Annotated in this window: 18 protein-coding genes; 7 read left to right on the top strand and 11 right to left on the bottom strand. The window is 64.2% G+C overall.

Annotated features, from left to right (window positions below; genetic code table 11):
• Positions 1–145: 145 nt before the first annotated feature.
• Positions 146–586, bottom strand: coding sequence for a hypothetical protein (locus HALRU_RS04945; RefSeq protein WP_015300305.1), 441 nt, complete (start codon positions 584–586; stop codon positions 146–148).
• Positions 583–1,158 carry a DUF7342 family protein gene (locus tag HALRU_RS04950; RefSeq protein ID WP_015300306.1) on the bottom strand — a complete coding sequence of 192 codons (576 nt, stop codon included), beginning with the start codon at positions 1,156–1,158 and terminating at the stop codon, positions 583–585. The genes HALRU_RS04945 and HALRU_RS04950 overlap by 4 nt, the downstream gene beginning before the upstream one ends.
• Positions 1,159–1,330: 172 nt before the next feature.
• On the opposite strand from HALRU_RS04950, the gene HALRU_RS04955 reads away from it, so the two are divergent.
• On the top strand, positions 1,331–2,314 hold the full coding sequence (locus HALRU_RS04955) for an SDR family oxidoreductase (protein WP_015300307.1): 984 nt from the start codon (positions 1,331–1,333) through the stop codon (positions 2,312–2,314).
• Between the two features lie 42 nt (positions 2,315–2,356).
• On the opposite strand, the gene HALRU_RS04960 is transcribed toward HALRU_RS04955, so the two are convergent.
• The 4 genes from HALRU_RS04960 to HALRU_RS04975 form a co-directional block, all read right to left on the bottom strand.
• Complete coding sequence (locus HALRU_RS04960; protein WP_015300308.1) at positions 2,357–2,797, bottom strand: type II toxin-antitoxin system VapC family toxin; 441 nt, start codon at positions 2,795–2,797, stop codon at positions 2,357–2,359.
• On the bottom strand, positions 2,794–3,069 hold the full coding sequence (locus HALRU_RS04965; protein WP_015300309.1) for a hypothetical protein: 276 nt from the start codon (positions 3,067–3,069) through the stop codon (positions 2,794–2,796). The genes HALRU_RS04960 and HALRU_RS04965 overlap by 4 nt, the downstream gene beginning before the upstream one ends.
• 177 nt (positions 3,070–3,246) lie before the next feature.
• On the bottom strand, positions 3,247–5,163 hold the full coding sequence (gene glmS / locus HALRU_RS04970) for a glutamine--fructose-6-phosphate transaminase (isomerizing) (RefSeq protein ID WP_015300310.1): 1,917 nt from the start codon (positions 5,161–5,163) through the stop codon (positions 3,247–3,249).
• A gap of 2 nt (positions 5,164–5,165) precedes the next feature.
• Positions 5,166–6,338, bottom strand: coding sequence for a sugar phosphate nucleotidyltransferase (locus tag HALRU_RS04975; RefSeq protein ID WP_015300311.1), 1,173 nt, complete (start codon positions 6,336–6,338; stop codon positions 5,166–5,168).
• 450 nt (positions 6,339–6,788) lie between these two features.
• Here HALRU_RS04975 and glmU point away from each other — a divergent pair, with 450 nt between their 5' ends.
• From glmU to aglF, 3 genes are all read left to right on the top strand, one after another.
• Positions 6,789–8,009, top strand: a complete 1,221-nt coding sequence (gene glmU / locus HALRU_RS04980) for a bifunctional sugar-1-phosphate nucleotidylyltransferase/acetyltransferase (RefSeq protein ID WP_015300312.1) — start codon at positions 6,789–6,791, stop codon at positions 8,007–8,009.
• A 136-nt stretch (positions 8,010–8,145) separates the two neighbouring features.
• Entirely contained in the window at positions 8,146–9,561 is a 1,416-nt protein-coding gene (gene glmM, locus HALRU_RS04985; protein ID WP_148680625.1) for a phosphoglucosamine mutase, read from the top strand.
• Between the two features lie 96 nt (positions 9,562–9,657).
• On the top strand, positions 9,658–10,392 hold the full coding sequence (aglF, locus tag HALRU_RS04990) for a UTP--glucose-1-phosphate uridylyltransferase AglF (protein WP_015300314.1): 735 nt from the start codon (positions 9,658–9,660) through the stop codon (positions 10,390–10,392).
• A gap of 9 nt (positions 10,393–10,401) precedes the next feature.
• Here the strand turns inward: aglF and HALRU_RS04995 are convergent, their stop codons facing one another.
• Positions 10,402–10,635, bottom strand: coding sequence for a hypothetical protein (locus HALRU_RS04995; RefSeq protein WP_015300315.1), 234 nt, complete (start codon positions 10,633–10,635; stop codon positions 10,402–10,404).
• Positions 10,636–10,715: 80 nt separating this feature from the next.
• Between HALRU_RS04995 and HALRU_RS05000 the strand changes: the two genes are divergently transcribed.
• Positions 10,716–12,095: a UDP-glucose dehydrogenase family protein gene (locus HALRU_RS05000; protein WP_015300316.1), complete on the top strand. Its 1,380-nt coding sequence runs from the start codon at positions 10,716–10,718 to the stop codon at positions 12,093–12,095.
• 40 nt (positions 12,096–12,135) lie between these two features.
• Entirely contained in the window at positions 12,136–12,525 is a 390-nt protein-coding gene (locus tag HALRU_RS05005) for a methylated-DNA--[protein]-cysteine S-methyltransferase (RefSeq protein ID WP_015300317.1), read from the top strand.
• Between the two features lie 57 nt (positions 12,526–12,582).
• On the opposite strand, the gene HALRU_RS05010 is transcribed toward HALRU_RS05005, so the two are convergent.
• From HALRU_RS05010 to HALRU_RS05020, 3 genes are all read right to left on the bottom strand, one after another.
• The gene (locus HALRU_RS05010; protein WP_015300318.1) at positions 12,583–13,065 is read right to left on the bottom strand and encodes a hypothetical protein; all 483 of its coding nucleotides are present in this window, start codon (positions 13,063–13,065) and stop codon (positions 12,583–12,585) included.
• Positions 13,066–13,068: 3 nt separating this feature from the next.
• Complete coding sequence (locus HALRU_RS05015; protein WP_015300319.1) at positions 13,069–13,659, bottom strand: DUF7342 family protein; 591 nt, start codon at positions 13,657–13,659, stop codon at positions 13,069–13,071.
• A gap of 154 nt (positions 13,660–13,813) precedes the next feature.
• Positions 13,814–15,091: an RNA-guided endonuclease InsQ/TnpB family protein gene (locus tag HALRU_RS05020; protein WP_148680445.1), complete on the bottom strand. Its 1,278-nt coding sequence runs from the start codon at positions 15,089–15,091 to the stop codon at positions 13,814–13,816.
• Between the two features lie 205 nt (positions 15,092–15,296).
• Here HALRU_RS05020 and aroC point away from each other — a divergent pair, with 205 nt between their 5' ends.
• A complete protein-coding gene (aroC, locus tag HALRU_RS05025) occupies positions 15,297–16,505 on the top strand; it encodes a chorismate synthase (protein ID WP_015300321.1) in 1,209 nt (402 codons plus the stop codon).
• Positions 16,506–16,598: 93 nt separating this feature from the next.
• Here aroC and HALRU_RS05030 read toward each other — a convergent pair whose 3' ends face one another.
• Complete coding sequence (locus HALRU_RS05030; protein WP_015300322.1) at positions 16,599–18,332, bottom strand: sensor histidine kinase; 1,734 nt, start codon at positions 18,330–18,332, stop codon at positions 16,599–16,601.
• Positions 18,333–18,450: the final 118 nt, after the last annotated feature.

The following is an 18,450-nucleotide window of genomic DNA, read 5'->3' on the forward strand; positions in this document are numbered from 1 at the left end:
TGCACAATGTATACAAACGCTTCGGTGCCTCGATCGAGCGTTCTGTCGGTCACGGGAACGGATCCGACGAGAGAACGTATTGTACAGCTGCCGGCCAAACCGCTGGTGAGTGTCTTTAGTGGGTTCCCAGTTTCACAGACGTAATTCACGCTTCCCAGAAGGCTCGCTGGCGACTTTCGATCGCCGAAAGCACCATCGTGAGCACGTCCCGCCAGTCAGCTGGGTGCGTATCGTCGTCGCCGGGAGTCGGTGCGTCCGGCCCCGGGTGGACGTGATCGCGGGCGTTGTGGTCAGAGGGATGACGATCCCACCGATGATCGAACGTTCCGCGTTCGTGTTCTTCGTGGTACTGGAGCGAGAAATCGCCATTTTCGAACCACACAATCTCCAGCCTCGCAGTGTGAACGTGTGCGGGGTAGAACCGTCGATCGTACACGCAGACGAGCCGGTCCGGCGCGAACGCTGGCTGTTCGGTAACCTCGGCAAAGCGATCGTCAGTTGCGAGTCGCTCACCGACGAGGGTGAGCCGGTCGAAATCGACCGGAGCCCCGGTGTACTGAGAGCCGTCGTCCCCTTCGCCCGTCATACAGCGGACTGCAGATTCACTCCATCACTGGATCCGGTGTTGAGTGCCCGCTCGAGCAGGGCCACTCGACGACGCGCCGTTTTCCACGACGTCAACCGGTCCCAGACATCCTCGATCGAGCGGTCGGTCTCGGCCGCATACTGTGAAATAGAAATCTCCGCAGGAGCGTCGACGCCGAATTCGTCCCCAAGTGCCACCATCCGCTCCGACTCCGACTGCAGCATGTCGACGAGTTCCTCCGTCGCGTACTCTTGGCGCAGCGTCTGGACACGTCGCCAGTTCAGGTACGACTGGTTCCGTTCGTAGGTTGCTGGTGAATCCGTGACCTGCCTCACGATTCCCATCCGCTCGAACCACGCTAAGTACTCACGCGCCGCATCCACCCCGTGGTCCGCCCGATCGGCCACGTCGCTCGCCGTCGCTGGCTCGTCGAGCGTGAGGACCGCATCGAAGAAGTCGTCCCGCGTTCGATCGCCGCTGACGACCGTCGCTGGTGGCCTCAATGCGTCGAAGTTGGGCGCCTCGGTCCGCTCATCAGCACCGATCTTCAGTTCTGAGCGCGGTTCGTCCATATCGCTATGTGGGGGCAAAAGGGGATAAATCTTTTCTGCACTGAATAGTCCACCACATATTCGTCGTGTCAGTTCGAACGATCGGACTGTCTGCGGCGTAGGCAACCAGTACCACCACAACGCTTTCTACCCCAGTGGTGGTGCGACCGGTGAACCGGGTGTCGCTTACTGTATGAACGTCCTCGTCACCGGCGGTGCGGGATTCATCGGCTCGCACGTAGCGGCGGCGCTCCTCGAACAGGGTCACCACGTCGTGGTGCTCGATTCGATGGATCCGTACTACGAGCCCACGATCAAGCGGGCGAACGTCGACCGCTGTACCGAACTTGCCGAACACCACTACTACTTCGTCGAGGGATCGATCACCGACGAGGACACCGTCGAGGCCGTCTTCGACGACTACAACGTCGAGTACGTCTACCACCAGGCTGCCCAGGCCGGTGTCAGAACCAGCGTCGAGAACCCGCACAAACCCCACGAAATCAACACGACGGGCCTCCTGAACCTCCTCGAAGCCGCCACGAAGCACGACGTCCAGCGATTCGTCAACGCCTCGTCGTCGTCGGTCTACGGCCACGACGAGTATCTGCCCTACGACGAGGACCACCCCACCACTCCGCGAAGCCCCTACGGCGTCACCAAGCGCACCGCCGAGCACTACTGCCGGGTCTACACCGAGATCCACGACCTTCCCACGGTCTCGCTGCGCTACTTCACCGTCTACGGCCCGCGAATGCGCCCCAACATGGCGATCACGAACTTCACCTCCAGATGCCTCACCGGGGACCCGCCGGTCATCTACGGCGACGGCCAGCAGACGCGCGACTTCACGTACATCGACGATGTCGTCCGCGCGAACCTCGCCCTTCTCGAGACCGACGCAGCGGACGGCGAGGCCATGAACATCGGCTCCACGGGCACCATCACCATCGAAGCACTCGCCGAGCACGTCATCGCCGAGACGGGCGCCGACGTCGAACCCGTCTACGACGACGCAAAAGAGGCCGACGCGCGCCACACCCACGCGGACGTCTCGAAAGCCCGCGAGCTGATCGACTACGACCCGACCACCAGCATCCGCGAGGGCGTCTCGCAGTTCGTCGAGTGGTACGAGGACAACCGCGAGTGGTACGAGCCACTCGTCCGGGCGTCGTGAACACTTCGTGTTCCATCCCGTGGCGAAATTCTCCGACGAATCCTAGCGTGTAGCGACTGTCGCTGGGTCGAATCGCTCGACCAGTCCGTCGAAGTCGGTATCGAACGAGAGGACGCCGTCGAGACTCCGTCGCCTGACCTGCGCGACGATCGTCGCGTCCGTGAAACTGAGGCCCTGGTCCGTATACTGTTCGAACGCAGTAACCGCATCGTCGAACTCCGCGTCGGTGACCGAGCACAGTTCGAATGCCGACGGGAACGACCCTGCCCCACGAAGTCGCTTTCCGAGTGCGATCGCAGCCGCCGATCGGGAGGATCGAGCATCGGTGAGCGTCACCGCTTCGTCGTAGATATACGTCGAAACGATCGGCTGACCGAGTGCACCGTCGTACACGCGATCGAGTGCATCGCTGGCGACGTCGTGTCGAGTAGCGTCTCGATCGTGGTCAGCATAGATAACGCCGGTATCGACGATGATACTCATCCGTACAGAATTTCGTCGATGTCTTCCTCGTCGGTTTCGGCCCCGGAACTGAATCGTCCCTCGCGCATGGCCGCTTTCTCGTCATCGGTGAGGGGAACAGTCGTGGTTCGGAACGAATCGATGACGTCCTCGCGAGACGAGTACGCGTCGTCGATAAGCCGTGAGAGCAATTCCTGTTGCGTGACGTTGGTTCCGGTCTCCAGGCGTATCTCCGCTTGCAATTCTTCGAGACGCGATTTCGAATCGTCGTCGACCTTCACGGCCGTGGTCATACGGATAGTAGCGGGCGAAACCTGGTAAACGTTTCCACCAATCTGTGGCTGCCGACGTGGCAATCACGTTGCCGAGAATTGCTCTCACTGCACCGGTGAGACAACCCTAACAATTCGGACGAGGTCATACGGACCGTCCTGTTCGCCCTGAAGAAGCTGTTTCGTCCCCTGCAGCCCTCACTCCACCGTGACGCTCTTCGCCAAATTCCGTGGCTTGTCGATCGACCGTCCCTTCGCGTTCGCGACGTGGTAGGCGAACAGTTGGAAGTAGACGTTGGCCACGAGCGGTTCGAAGATGCCGGCGTCGGGCACGTCGAACGTCTCGGTGAGCGAGCTGGCCGCGACGTCGTCGCTCGTCACGCCGATGGTGGGGGCGCCGCGGGCCTGCACTTCGGCGACGTTGTTCAGCGTCTCCTGCGGGCGCGATCCCTCGGTCAGCACGGCCAGGACGGGCGTCTCCTCGGTAACCAGTGCCAACGGGCCGTGTTTTAGCTCGCCCGCGGCGAACCCCTCGGCGTGGTCGTAGGAGATCTCCTTCAGCTTCAACGCGCCCTCCAGCGCGACCGGGTGACCGTACTCCCGGCCGACGAAGAAGAATGCGTCCGAGTCGGCGTACTCGTGGGCCGTCTCGCGAATCTGTGCTTCCTCGTCCAGGACCTGCTGAATCGCACCGGGCAAACCGGTCAGGTCCTCCAGATGCTCGCGAGCCTCGGCAGCGGACAGATCACCGCGCTCCCGGCCGATAGCGATAGCCAGGAGCGCGAGCGTGCTCACCTGGGAGGCGAAGGTCTTCGTCGCGGCGACGCCGATCTCGGGGCCGGCCCGGATGAACAGCGCGTCGTCGGCCTCGCGGGTCACGGAACTGCCGAGCGTGTTCGTCACCCCGAGCGTTCGTGCCCCGGCCGCTCCGGCCTCCCGCAGCGCCCCCAGTGTGTCGGCTGTCTCCCCGCTCTGAGTCACCGCCACGGACAACGTCCGCCACGGATCTCGGCCACCCGTGTAGGAGTACTCGCTAGCCATGACTGGCGTCGCCCGAACACCCGCCAGCGATTCGAACAGCGTCGCGGCGTACTGGCCGGCGTAGTAGGACGTCCCCATCGCGAGCAACTGAATCTCCTCGAGCGACTCCAGATACCCCGTCGGGAAGTCCACATCCAGCGAAGCCGTCCCCGCGTTCACGTCCACGCGGCTTCCGAGCGTCTGGCGCAGCGCCGTCGGTTGCTCGTGGATCTCCTTTCGCATGTAGTGTTCGTAGCCACCCTTCTGGGCCGCGTCGGCGTCCCAGTCGATCGTCGAACGCGCTGGTTCGACCTGCGCTCCGTCGCGATAGATCGTGATCTCGCCCGCCTGCAGGACCGCAACGTCGCCGTCTTCCAGATACGTCACCTCGCGCGTGTGCTCGACCAGCGCTGGCACGTCACTCGCCAGATACGACGCATCCTCGCCGTGACCGACGACGAGGGGACTCTCCTGGCGCGTCGCGACGATGCAATCCGCTCCGGTGTGAACTGCCGCGACGGCGTAACTTCCCTCCAGTCGGTCCGTCACCGACTCGACGCCACGTCGCAACTCCGTCGCGACGCGGCTTGATACGCCGTCGGTCGCGATCCCGCCGTCGGCACGCGATGCACTCTCGCCGAGGGACTCTTCGTTCAGGTTCTCGTCTATGACCTCCTCGCTCGGGTTTCCGTCGAACGCCGCTTCGAGCAGGTGCGGGATCACTTCGGTGTCGGTCTCGCTCGTGAACGTGTGATCGGCGAGTTCTTCGGCGAGTTCCTCGTGGTTCTCGACGATGCCGTTGTGAACGACAGCGACCGAGTCCGCACAATCGGTGTGTGGGTGTGCGTTCGCGTCCGTCGGCGGGCCGTGAGTCGACCAGCGTGTGTGGCCGATGGCGCAGGTCGATGCCGACTCGTCCGGGACCGACAGCGCCGACACCTCGCCCGCGCGCTTCGCGACGGACAGTGCATCCGCATCGTCCTCGCGAAGCGCGATCCCGGCGGAGTCGTAGCCCCGGTACTCGAGCGTCTCGAGGCCGCGATAGACGATCGGACCGGCCGATTCCGTACCGACGTAGCCGAAGATTCCACACATGATTAGCCCCTCCTGACGACGGCGTCCGTCTCGAAGCGACCGCGGACGCTCGCCCCGCCGGCGATGTCGACGCCGTCTCCAACGATCGTTCCAGGCTCGACGGTCGCGCCACCGCCGACGCGGGCGGTGTCGCCGATCACGCCGCCAAACTCGACGTCGTCGTATACTTCGTTCTCGACGACGACCGAGGCCGGACCGCCGGCGATCGTTGCGTTGGCTCCTACGTGGGCGTTCTCGCCGACGACCGCGTCACGGACGACTGCGCCCGATTCGATCACTGCGTCGGGCAGCACGACGGCGTTGGCGACGACGGCGTTCGACTCGACCGTCGCGTTGGCGCCCAGTGCCGTCGCGCCGCCGACCGTTGCATTGGGCCCGATACGTGCGTTGTCTCCGAGGACGACGTCGGCGGCGAGCACCGCAGTCTCGTGGACGCCGGTGCTGTCGGTCCCGTCGTCCCCTTCGATCGTGGCCGCGGTCACGTACAGCAGGTCCCAGAGATGGGAGACGTCGAGCCAGGTCCCGCGGTAGCGCACGGCCGAGATCGATCCCGTCTCGACGGCCCTCGCGAGCGTCGTCGGAATGCCGAGCTCTCCGGCCTCCTGTGGTGTCTCGCGAATGGCGTCGAAAATCGCGGGCGGGAAGCCGTAGACGCCGGCGTTGATGAGCGACGAGGACGCGGCGGCGTGGGGCTTCTCCTCGATGGAGGCGACGCGATCGCCATCCAGTGTCACGACGCCGTAGTCACTCGGGCGATCGGAGGGGGTGACGCTCACGACCGGACCGCCCTCAGCCAGGAGTCGCTCTCGAACCTGTCGAATCAGGTCCGCGTCGACGATCCGATCGCCGTTGAGAACCAGGAAGGGACCGTCGACGGCTCCTTCGGCCTGTGCGACGGCGTGGGCAGTGCCGAGTCGCGTGGGCTGTTCGACGTACTCGATCGCGACGTTCCAGGCGTCGCCGTCACCGAAGTGCGTCCGGATGCGTTCCTGTCGGTGGCCGACGACGAGGACGATCCGATCGACGTCCGCTTCGGCGATAGCCGAAACGACGTGTTCGAGGAGGGGCCGATTCGCCACGGGGACCATCGGTTTCGGCCGCCGGTGGGTCAGCGGCGCCAGCCGCCGCCCTTCGCCGGCAGCGAGAACGACTGCAGGGACCGAAGAATCGCGCATATTGCTGATTTACCGGTGAGACACTTGAATACATCGGGCACGGAAGCGTGGACAGCGGACACCCGCAATAGCTGTTTCGAGAGCCGTTCCTCCGCGTTAATGGCGCCACGCTGAGCCACTGAGAACGAGTCCGATGTGGCCTGATCGATTGCCACCGCTGTGTCTGAGAGTGAACCCCTCCATCGTTCCGCTCACGATTCCGTTCCAGTGTGGAACCGGTGATACCCGATGTTGTCCGTTCCCTACCCGATCGAATCGTCCTGTGCTGTCCACACGAAACCCATCGAATCGTCCCGGTTCGGCCCTGAAATACCGATTGAACCACCGCCAAAAGTCGACTTTTACCGCCGTCTGGTCGGTGCGCGTATCCAGTGCTTACGCTACTGCCGGAGATTTCGTTTCCCGAGTGAGGGCGCAACGACTATTTACGTGCCGGATCCAGGGTGGAATATGCAAACTGTCGTCCTCGCGGCCGGGAAAGGAACGCGGATGCGTCCCCTCACGGATCGCCGCCCGAAACCGATGGTTCCGGTCGCGAACCGACCGCTCGTGGCCCACACCGTCGACGCCGCCGTCGAGGCGGGTGCCTCCTGGATTTTCCTCGTCGTGGGCTACGAAGCCGAGCCGATTCGCGAGTACTTCGGCGAGACGTACGCTGGCGTCCCGATCACGTACGTTCGGCAGACGGAACGGCTCGGGACGGCCGACGCGGTTCGAGCCGCCAGCGCGTCACTCGACGACGCTCCGTTCGTCGTCCTGAACGGCGACGCGCTGTTCGACCAGGACGGTCTCGACGAGCTCTTCGACGGCGGCCCGGCCATCGCGAGTGTCCGGGTCGACGACCCCACCCAGTACGGCGTCCTCGACGTCGACGACGATACCGTCACCGGCATCGTCGAAAAGCCAGCCGACCCGCCGTCGAATCTGATCAACGCCGGCGCGTATCACTTCCCGGCGGCGGCACGCGAGTGGCTCGACGTTCCGAAGAGCGAGCGGGGCGAACACGAACTCACCGACGTCGTCGAGCACACGATCGACCGGGTGGACGTCCGCCCGGTCCCCCTCTCCCGCTGGCTCGACGTGGGTCGGCCGTGGGAACTCCTCGAAGCGAACGAGTGGAAGATCGCCGAACTCGCCGACAGGCACGGATCGACCACCGACGCCGCGAGCGCAGAATCGTTCGACGGGACGGTCAGCGACGACGCGACGATCCGCGGCCCGGTCGTCGTCGAATCCGGCGCGACAGTCCGCGAGGGCGTCACCATCGAGGGGCCCGCGCTGATCCGGTCGGGCGCGACCGTCGGCCCGAACGCCTACATTCGGGGAACGACGCTGGTCGGCCAGGACGCCAGTGTCGGCCACGCTGTCGAGGTGAAGAACTCGGTCTTGATGGCCGGTGCCGCGATCAACCACCTCTCCTACGTCGGTGACTCGATCCTCGGCCGCGACGTCAACTTCGGTGCGGGCTCCGTCGTCGCCAACCTCCGACACGACGACGACCCGGTCGAACTCACCGTCAAGGGCGAGCGGGTCTCGACCGGCCGGCGGAAGTTCGGCGTCGTCCTCGGCGACGACGCCAAGACGGGGATCGACACCAACCTCAACGCGGGTGTCACGCTCTCGACGGGTGCGACGACGAAGCCGGGCGAATCCGTCACGCGCGATCGGTAACGGCGGCAGCGGTGGCGCCGTCAAACGATTGCGCCGCCACGAACCGGCCGATCGCCGTCCCGACGCCGGTTCGTCTCACGTGGTGGAACGGACCCCAACGTTTTCGAGCGGGCCACCCGGAGTCACCCGCATGTCACTGTTCGGAACGAGCGGCGTCCGCGGACCCGTAGGCGACGTCGTCACTGCGGAGCTGGCACTGTCTGTGGGGCGTGCGGTCGGCGTCGATGCCGATCGCGTCGTGGTCGGGCGGGACGTGCGCGAAACGGGCGACCTGCTCGTCGACGCTGTCGCTGCCGGACTTCGCGAGTCCGGAACCGACGTCGTGGACGTCGGGGTCGCGACCACGCCGACGATCGCCCGCTCGGTCGGCTGGCGCGACGCGGACTTCGGGATCGCCGTCACCGCCTCGCACAACCCACCCGCGGACAACGGGCTCAAACTCTGGGACGAGACCGGCAAGGCCCTGGATCGCGATTCGCTCTCGACGATCGAGGACCGAATCGAGGAGAACGAAACCGACCTCGTCGCCTGGGACGGCGTCGGCGTACGAACGTCGTGGCCCGAGGCGACCGATCGCCACGTCGACGCACTCGTCGATGCCGTCTCGATGCCGGACGAGCCGGCACTCGAGCGCCAGCCGTCGGTCGTCGTCGACGTCGGCTCGGGAACGGGGTCGATCACCGCCGCCGCGCTCCGGGAACTGGGCTGTCACGTCGAGACCCTGAACGCGCTATCGGACGGCCGATTCCCGGCCCGTCCGAGCGAGCCGACGCCGGCGAACTGCGAGACACTGTCGCGCGTCGTCGCGACGACCGACGCCGACCTCGGCGTGGCACACGACGGGGACGCCGACCGGCTGGTGGCCGTCACCGAGGACGGGACGATTCTCGACGGTGACGTCCTGCTTGCGCTGTTCGGGCGCGATGCCGTCGAGCGGACGGATCCCATCGAGCGTGCAGGTGCGGAGTCGACCGAACCCGACACGTCCAGCGACGAGCCCCTCGTCGCGGCGCCGGTCAACACGAGCCTCGCGGTGGACGACGCCCTCGCCGACGTCGGCGCCTCCCTCACGCGAACGCGTGTCGGTGACGGCTACGTCGCCGAGCGAGCCACCGACCCGGCCGTCGTCTTCGGTGGCGAACCCTCCGGCGCGTGGATCTGGCCGGACGAGACGCCGTGTCCGGACGGCCCGCTCGCGGCCTGCCGACTCGCCGCGCTCGTCGCGCGCGATGGGCCACTTTCTGCCCTCGCAGCCGACGTTCCGTCGTATCCGATCCACCGCGAGTCGGTCGAAACGTCCGAGAAGGATGCCGTCATGGGAACGCTCGCCGCATCGATCGCCGACGGGGCCGGCCCCGAACCGATCGAGGCCACGGACGATCGCGACGGGCTTCGCGTCGATCTGGGCGACGCCTGGTACCTCCTCCGAGCGAGCGGCACCCAGCCGCTCGTCCGGATCACGGCACAGGCCAGGGACGACGATCGCGCCCAGGAGGTGTTCGAGGCCGCTCGGCAGTTGGTCGACGAGACCGTCGAGAGTGGGTCTGCCTGACGGTGGCTCGTCGTCTGGAATTGTCCGGCGTCCGTATTGCGTTGCCGGCGGTCCATCCCCGAAAAGATATGGCGGTGGGCGGGCGAACGTATCGGTATGCAAGCTGTCGTACTCGCAGCCGGGAAGGGTACCCGGCTCGAGCCGCTCACCGAGGACACCCCCAAGGCACTGGTCGAGGTCGACGGAACCCCGCTCGTCGAAGACGTCTTCGACAACCTGATCGAGATCGGCGCGACGGAACTCATCGTCGTCGTCGGGCACCTGAAGGAACAGATCATCGAACGCTACGACGACGAGTACCGTGGCGTCCCGATCACCTACGCCCACCAGCGCGAACAGGCCGGGCTCGCACACGCGATTTTACAGGCCGAACCGCACATCGACGACGACTTCATGCTGATGCTGGGCGACAACATCTTCCGCGGTAACCTCGGGGACGTCGTCAATCGTCAGCAGGAGGACCGCGCCGACGCAGCCTTCCTCGTCGAGGAGGTGCCCTGGGAGGAAGCCTCTCGATACGGCGTGCTCGATACGAACGAGTACGGCGAGGTCGTCGAGGTCATGGAGAAGCCCGACGACCCGCCGTCGAATCTCGTGATGACCGGCTTCTACACGTTTACGCCGGCGATCTTCCACGCCTGCCACCTCGTTCAGCCTTCCGACCGCGGCGAGTACGAACTCCCGGACGCGATCGATCTCCTCATCCAGTCCGGCCGCACCATCGACGCCATCCGGATGGACGGCTGGCGCGTCGACGTCGGCTACCCCGAGGACCGCGACCGCGCCGAGGAACTCGTCCAGGAGGCACAGGCGCCGGAAGTGACGGAGTGAGAATGGCAATCACTGCGACCGATCACGACCAGCCTTCGCGACCCGTCGGCGGTGTTCGACGTCGATGTCGGATTCTCGTGCGGACTTGAGCTGCGAATCGATCAGCCTGTTTTGCTGCTCACCCCACACCTCCGGGTCGTGCGTTTCGATGTACTCGACCCAGCGTTTGATGGCCGTGAGGCGCTGCTGTCGATTCCGGTCGCGCTTTTCGTCGAGTGATTCTTGTTCCGTTGCTTTGGCCACACTCGTCCTTGAACTACCGTCTCCAAATTTCTTCGCCCAGACCCACAAACCACTAAGCCCCACGCGACATCCCCACGCGTATGCACGTCTCCATCGTCGGCAGCGGCTACGTCGGGACGACCGTCGCGGCCTGCCTCGCCGATATGGGCCACGAGGTCGTCAACGTCGACATCGACGAGGATATCGTCGACGCGATCAACGCTGGCGAGTCGCCGATCCACGAGCCCGGACTGGCGCCCCTGATCGACGAGCACGCCGGCGTTCGCCTGCGTGCGACGACCGACTACGACGAGATCGTCGACACCGATCTCACGATGCTCTGTCTACCGACGCCCCAACAGGAAGACGGGAGTCTCGAGCTCGGTCCGATGCGCGCGGCGAGCGAGTCTCTCGGTGAGGCCCTGGCCGACGCCGGTGAAGCGGTCACCGGGGCACTCGACGATGCAGACTCCGGCACCGATTCCCACCTCGTCGTCGTCAAGAGCACCGTCCTCCCCGGGACCACCGAGGACGTCGTGGGTCCGATCGTCGCCCAGGCTGCCGGGATGACGGTCGGCGACGACCTCGATCTCGCGATGAATCCGGAGTTCCTCCGGATGGGGACGGCCGTGCCGGACTTTCAGGAGCCCGACAAGGTCGTCGTCGGTGCGACGAGCGAAGACGCAGCCGCGACTCTCCGTGACCTCTACGCACCGATTCTCGAACGGGAGGGAACGGATTACGTCGAGACGGACGTCCGCTCGGCCGAACTCATCAAGTACGCGAACAACGCATTCCTCGCCTCGAAGGTCTCGCTGGTCAACGAACTCGGCAATATCGCGAAAGCGTACGGCGCGGACGCCTACGAAGTGCTCGACGCCGTCGGGCTCGACGACAGAATCTCGGAGCGATTCATGCGCTCCGGACTCGGCTGGGGCGGCTCGTGCTTTCCGAAGGACGTCAACGCGCTGCGAGCCGGAGCCCGCGACCAGGGCTACGAGCCGGGCCTGCTCGATGCGGTCGTCGCCGTCAACGACGGCCAGCCCGATCGCCTCGTCTCGTTGCTGGCCGATCACGTCGACATCGAGGACGCCAGGATCGCCGTCCTCGGACTCTCGTTCAAGCCCCACACCGACGACATCCGGAAGTCCCGCTCGCTGCTGGTGATCGACCGGCTTCGCGAGCGCGGTGCCGACGTGGTCGCCCACGACCCGGTGGCGATCGAGAACGTGCGCGAATATTACGCCGAACGGAACGGCGGTTCGGCCGACTCGGCTCCCGACGGCGAAACGGGATCGCTCACCTTCGAAGCATCCATCGCGGATGCACTCGCGGGCGTCGACGGTGCCGTCCTGGCCACCGACTGGCCCGAGTACGACGATCTGCCTGTCAGGGGTATGGACCAACGGATTCTCGTCGACGGGCGTCGGATCGACGTCGACCGGGATCGATTGGACACCTACGACGGATTGACGTGGTGACCGAACGCCAGCGCACCGTCTCAGACACGGAGACTGTCCAATGCACGTAGATATCCTCGACGCGACGATCGAACTCGACGAGTCGCTCGTCGACGACGCCACGCCGGCCGAAATTCGCCGACAAGTAGTCGCGTACGGACGTGGGGAGCGGACAGCATTCGACCTCGAGCTTTCCCTCCCCGACGGGTTTCTCGGCGACGTGATGGGTGCGATGATGCAGATTCCGTACGGCGAGACCCGTACCTACGGCGAACTAGCCACTGCCCTCGATACTGCGCCGGTCGCGGTCGGCCAGGCCTGCGGTCGAAATCCGATCCCCTTGCTCGTTCCGTGCCACCGCGTCGTCGCGACCGACGGTGGCCTGGGTGGCTACTCGGCGACTGGGGGCGTAGCGACGAAACGGCGATTGCTGGCACTCGAGGAGAAGTAGGCGTCCGTCGGATCGTGAGCAGAACAGCAGAGCGAGTGGCCCCTCTCCTAACGCTTCTCACGGCGGATTTTCTCCCGCATTCAACGGTGCGTACGACCCTTCGTGGTAGGCGACGCGCCAGAGTTTGCAAACGGCCCGCGTGACCAGCGCTTCGGGCGTCTGTGTGATGCAAGAGCGCTGCACGTCGTCAGGATCGGAGCTCGCGTCGGGCGGTGGATGGTAGTGTTCGAGCCCTGGGACGTGAATGTAGTCACCTCCATGTGGGTGTCTTCCCCAGCGGACGTTCACTTCCGCAGAGTCGGTGTAGTGGAATTTGTACTCACCCCGTGTCGTCCACTGGATGTCGAGTCTGGCGGTGTCGGCCTCGCAGAGCCCGTCGTCGAACGTCACTTCGAGGACCGTCGGATCGAGATAGTCGTCGAGGCGGGCAGTGGCCAGTGGCTCCATTTCCTCGATGATCTCGCGGATCGTAAGTAGTGCCGGACGATCTGCCGTCCCACGGAGGTGATGCACTTCGGTTGGAGCTGACGGTTCCGGCATTTGTTAGGCGGGAAGGCTATCGTCAGCCACGTTGTGGTCTCCGTCGACGAATCGCTCGGCGTTTTCGATCGAGAGGGCAGCGTTCGCGAATGCGAGATTGCGCCGGAGTCGCTTCCACTTGCGAACCGTCTCCGGATCGATCTCGTCTCGCGTCGACGTGTCTGGCGATAGCGTTTGATTGGTCTGTTCGACGGCCAACTCTTCAGGAGAATCGACGCCGAACTCACCCTGTAAGTCGGTGAGTCGGTCGCGCAACTCCGTGACTCGTGTGACGAGTTCGTCGGACGAGTAGTGGTCGAGAATGTCCGCGGCCTGTTCGACAACGAGTGACTCGGGCGACCGACGGAACACTGCCCCGCCGTGTTCGCCGGAAGTCGTCGTGACGAACCCCTCGTCGACGAGCGTGTTCAGGTGCTTCCGTGCCGTTTTCGGCGCCGTTCGTGCATCTTCGGCGACCGTCGCGGCAGTGACGAAATCGTACGTATGAGCGATGACGTGCCGAATTCGTTCGTATGGAGTCGTTTCGGCCTCCCACTCGGCGCCGACGGCTTCGTTTACGTCGTCGAAGGCGTCCGGTGGTGATCGATCGTTCATGGGGTCATATCCGAGATACAGTAATATATTACTTTGGTGCGGTCATATTCTACACTCGCGGATCGGCCGAGAACACGGGTGTCCACACCGTGGCTGTTGACGTCCTCCCGTCCTGAAGGGCGAGGATTCCCGACCGCAGTTGGGATATTAAGGTCTACGACACAACCTGTTCTTGTGGGTGGAATCCACCCGTTGACTTGTCGAACAGGTGAGTCGATGGCTGCGCCAACCAGCCGTTACTCCTATCCGCGGACGTATCGTCCGACGGACTCAGAGGTACTTGTCGAATATTCTCCGCGCCGTTCACGTCCGCATTCGCAACCAACTCACACCCATCACACACGTAGAGACCACGCTCTACACGGTTCGACTCTTTCTCCTGCCCACAGCACGAACACGTCTTTGACGTACCTCGCTCGTTGACAGGCTCCACATCGATACCTTGCATCTCGGCCTTGTACGTGAGGATGTTGGTGAAGCGGTCGAACGCCCAGCCGTGCAGGTCAAGATTACCATGTGGCCCCCAATCCTTCACTTCACCATCCTCATCCCCGCGGATACCGTTCAAGTCGCCGATGGCTATGAGCCCGACGTTCTTTTCAACACAGCGCTCGGCGATGTGCTTAGCAAGCGTGTGGAAGTAGTGCGTGCGGCGATTCGACCATTTTTGGTGCAATCGTTCGACCTGCGCTGACGATGAATCATTACAGCGAGCGATACGCTTGCCGAAGTAGTAGCCGTCCTCTTTCAGGCAGCCAAGCGGATACAGCTCGCAGGTTTCGTCTTCAAACGCGAGCGCGGCGAACGTGCAGATGCCAAGGTCGATACCCACGGTCTTGTCGCCGGGGGAGTCAGCCACTGTGATGGCTTGTTTGCAGACGAAGTGGAGTTCCCACTCGTCGCCCGTCCAGACGGCTCGTACTTGCTGGATGCTCTCCACAGCAGAGAGGTCAACGTCGGGCCGTGTTTGGTATTCGCAGAGCGCGAAGTCTGTCCAGTAGTCTTTGGTGTTGTCGCCTTTGGAGAGGCGGATCCGATTGTTCTTCGCGTCGTGCTTGAAGCCAGCGGCTTTGAATGTAACTGAACTACGCGGATGGTCATCGCCGTGTTTGCGATATCCGGGTGGGTTGGCTCGGTCATCACCGTTCTTGCGTTTACCGTACCACGAGTGGAACGCTTCAGCGAGTTCTTGCAGAACGCGCTGACTTGACTGAGAGTGTAGGTCATCGTAGCGTTCGTGAGTTTTTAGGTACGACGTGAGTTCCTCTGCTTCTGGAATGTAGCCGATTTCGTCCCAGACGCGGGAGACTGTCCACCGGCCGACGTTCCAGAGTTTTGAGGCAGCGTGACCCAGGGCGTCGAGGTCGTCTTTGACTTGCGAGTGGTTGCAGATACTCGCTTTGTAAGTGCGGGTGACGACCTTTTTCGCCATGCGTAACCTATGTCGAGCAGCATACTTGAAGATGTCGAGCGGGGAATCATGGAACATCCAGACGGGGTATTTCATATTGTTTTTGTCACTAGTTGTCGGATTCATCCCCTCCCTGAAGGGCGGGGCTTTCTCCTTCCTCTCGCGTAACCGGTTTCGATCGCCAGAAACCCCACCGCTAAGTGCCGTGGTCGCACACCCTCTGGCAATGAACGGCAATCGCTTCGGCCGACTCTTTCAGGTGACGACGTACGGGGAGAGCCACGGTCCCTCGATGGGATGTACCGTCTCGGGCTGTCCCGCGGGCCTCGAACTCTCCGAAGAAGACCTCCAGCGCGAACTCGACCGGCGAAAGCCGGGCCAATCGAAGATCACGACGAGTCGCGGCGAACCGGACGCCGTCTCCATCGAGTCGGGGATCCAGGACGGCTACACCACGGGGACGCCGATCGGGCTCACGATCGAGAACAAGGACGCCCGTTCGGGCAAGTACGAACCGTTCATCACCGCGCCGCGACCCTCCCACGGCGACTTCACCTACTCCGCGAAGTTCGGCACGCGCAACTGGGGCGGTGGCGGGCGCTCGTCGGCCCGCGAGACGGTCAACTGGGTCGCGGCGGGCGCTATCGCGAAGAAACTGCTCTCGCAGGAAGGGATCGAGATCGCCGCCCACGTCTGCCAGATCGGTGATATCGAGGCCCCCGAGGTTCCGTTCGACGAGATTCGCGAGCGCGTGGACGAGACGGACGTTCGCTGTGCGGATCTCGATACCGCCGAGCGAATGCAAGAACGTATCGAGGAGTACCAGCGGGAAGGCGACTCGATCGGCGGCGGGATCTACTTCGAAGCCCGCGGCGTCCCCGTCGGGTTGGGTGCCCCACGATTCGACTCGCTGTCGGCTCGCCTCGGTCAGGCGATGATGGCCGTCCCCGCCGCGACGGCCTTCGAGTTCGGCCTCGGCCGCGAAGCCAGGGAGTACGCGGGGACGGATCGAAACGACGAGTGGGAATTCAGCGAGGCCCAGCGTCCCTCCGACGCGAGCGGCGACAAACGGGAGTCGGGTGCCGGTGGCACGCCGACCCCCACGCCCGCCGACAACGACCACGGGGGTATCCAGGGCGGCATCTCCTCGGGCGAACCGATCTACGGCGAGGTTTCCCTGCACGCGCCGACGTCGATCCCCGCCGAACAGCAGACCGTCGACTGGGAGACTGGCGAGGTGATCGACGATGCCCAGGTGATCGGCCGGCACGATCCGGTCCTTCCCCCGCGGGGCGTTCCAGTCGTGGAGGCGATGCTCGCGCTCACGCTGGTCGATTTCATGTTGTTGTCCGGCAGACTGAACCCCGACCGAGTCGACGACGACCCGGGCGAGTACGATACCGACTATCATCCGTCCAACCCGCGAACCGAGTAGCGACGATCGCCGCCGATTTCGCCTGCCCGGTCGTGGGGTTCACGCCTGATGGCACGATGCCTCCCCGCGCTACAGGTGCTTCCGTTACGTCTGTTATGTGGCAGCCCGCTCCGGTGGTTTCCCGGCCGTTTGTTCCGTAACGCCCGTGATCTCGAATCGGGCACCTCCCTCCTGGCTCTCCGTCACGTCGATCGACCAGCCGTGGGCGGCTACGATCTCGGCGACGATCGCGAGGCCGAAGCCCGTCCCATCGGGATCGGACGTGTAGCCCTGTTCGAAGACGTCGTCGCGCTCGGCCGGGGCGATCCCGGGGCCGTCGTCTTCGACGAAGAAACCCGACCGGTCTGGGAGGGCGCCGACGGTGATAGCGACATCGTCACCCGCGTGATCGAGGGCATTGCGAAAGAGGTTCTCGAAGAGGCGGGTGAGCCGATCGGAGTCGCCGGTGAAGTTCAGATCGGTCTCGATCGTACACTCGGCGTCGGGACCGTCGACCATCTCCCAGGAGTCGGCAGTGATCGTCGAGAGGGTGAGCGGTTCGCGGTTTTCGACTGTTTGGCCCTCTCTGGCGAGGACGAGGACGTCGTCGATCAACGTCCCCATTCGATCGAGGGCGGCCTCGATTTCGGCGAGGTTTTCGTCGTCTGGATCCGTTTCCCGTGCGATTTCGAGACGACCCGTCGCCACGTTCAGGGGGTTTCGCAGGTCGTGGCTCACCACGCTGGCGAAGCGATCGAGTCGGTCGTTTTGCCGCTCGAGTTCACGTCGGTACGCCTCGCGTTCGGTCACGTCGGTGAGGACGATCGTTCGGCCGAGGTCGGCCGTTCCGCTGGCGAACGGACTTTCGGTTACCCGGAGGTACTGCGTGTCTCCGCCCCGTTCGATCGGGATGATCGGATCGTCCCCGTGTATCCGTTCGGTCACCGTCGGCAGGATGGCTTCGAGCGACTCGCCGTGTGATCCATCGAGTGCCGGGAAGACGGTCCGCGCTGCGCGATTCGTGTCTCGGATCCGCCCATCACTATCGAGCGAGATGAGTGGTGTCTCTCGTTCGCCGGCGACTCTGACCGCTTCGAACTGCTCGAGCGAGACGAACGCGACGCCGACGGCGAAGACAGCCACGCCGAGTGGCTCGTAGGTCATGTCCACGAGGTGAGGCGTCGTGGCGCCGACGATATCGCCGACCACCGGGAGTCCGGTCAACCCGACCAGAACGAAGAGCGGGCGAGTGTCGTGGTCGACGGCGGTGAAGAGTTCGAACAGCATGAAAAAGCCCACGAACGTCAGTGCGTAGGCCAGTCCCATCGCGGTCCAGTGGAGCGGCCCGGTCTGGATCGCGAGATGGGGAAAGGGTGTCGTCGCCTCCACGGTCGAAAAGTACCCCTGGTGGAGTGGATTCGTGACCTTCAGGGCGATGACGGGGAGCAAGACGGCCAGCCCGAGGCGCCGGTACGTCGGATTCCGGTGGTAGCCACGTCCCGTGTAAGCCGAACAGAAGTACAGCCAGGCCCCGACCGCGGCGAAGCCGAGAACGAGCCCGCTCACGTAGCTCGCGAGGGTGAGTGCTCGCGTCGGGGCGACGAGGTACCCAACCTGGGAACCGGCCCAGCCACCGCTCGTCACCAGCAGCGCACCGAGACCACGTCGGGTGTCGGCGTCGGCGATCGCCGACAGTCGGCTGAGGCTGACGAAACAGGCGAGTGCGGCGAGGGAGAAGGCCGTCACGTACAGCCAGTAGCGCGAGTCGATTCCGGCGAGCGTCGCTGGGTCGAACCCGGAACCGGGGGTGTAGCGCGTGGTGGTGACCTGGCCGACGAAACCCTCCATCGAAAGGCCGACCACGTGATCGGACAGCAAATCCGCAATCGCAACTGAGACTCTACTCACGATACGAACGAGTGACGGTCGGGACATATGACTCTTCTAGCCGATAGCCAACAGGAGC

Origin of the sequence: Halovivax ruber XH-70 (genome assembly GCF_000328525.1) — an archaeon.
In the GTDB taxonomy this organism is placed as follows: Archaea; Halobacteriota; Halobacteria; order Halobacteriales; family Natrialbaceae; genus Halovivax; species Halovivax ruber.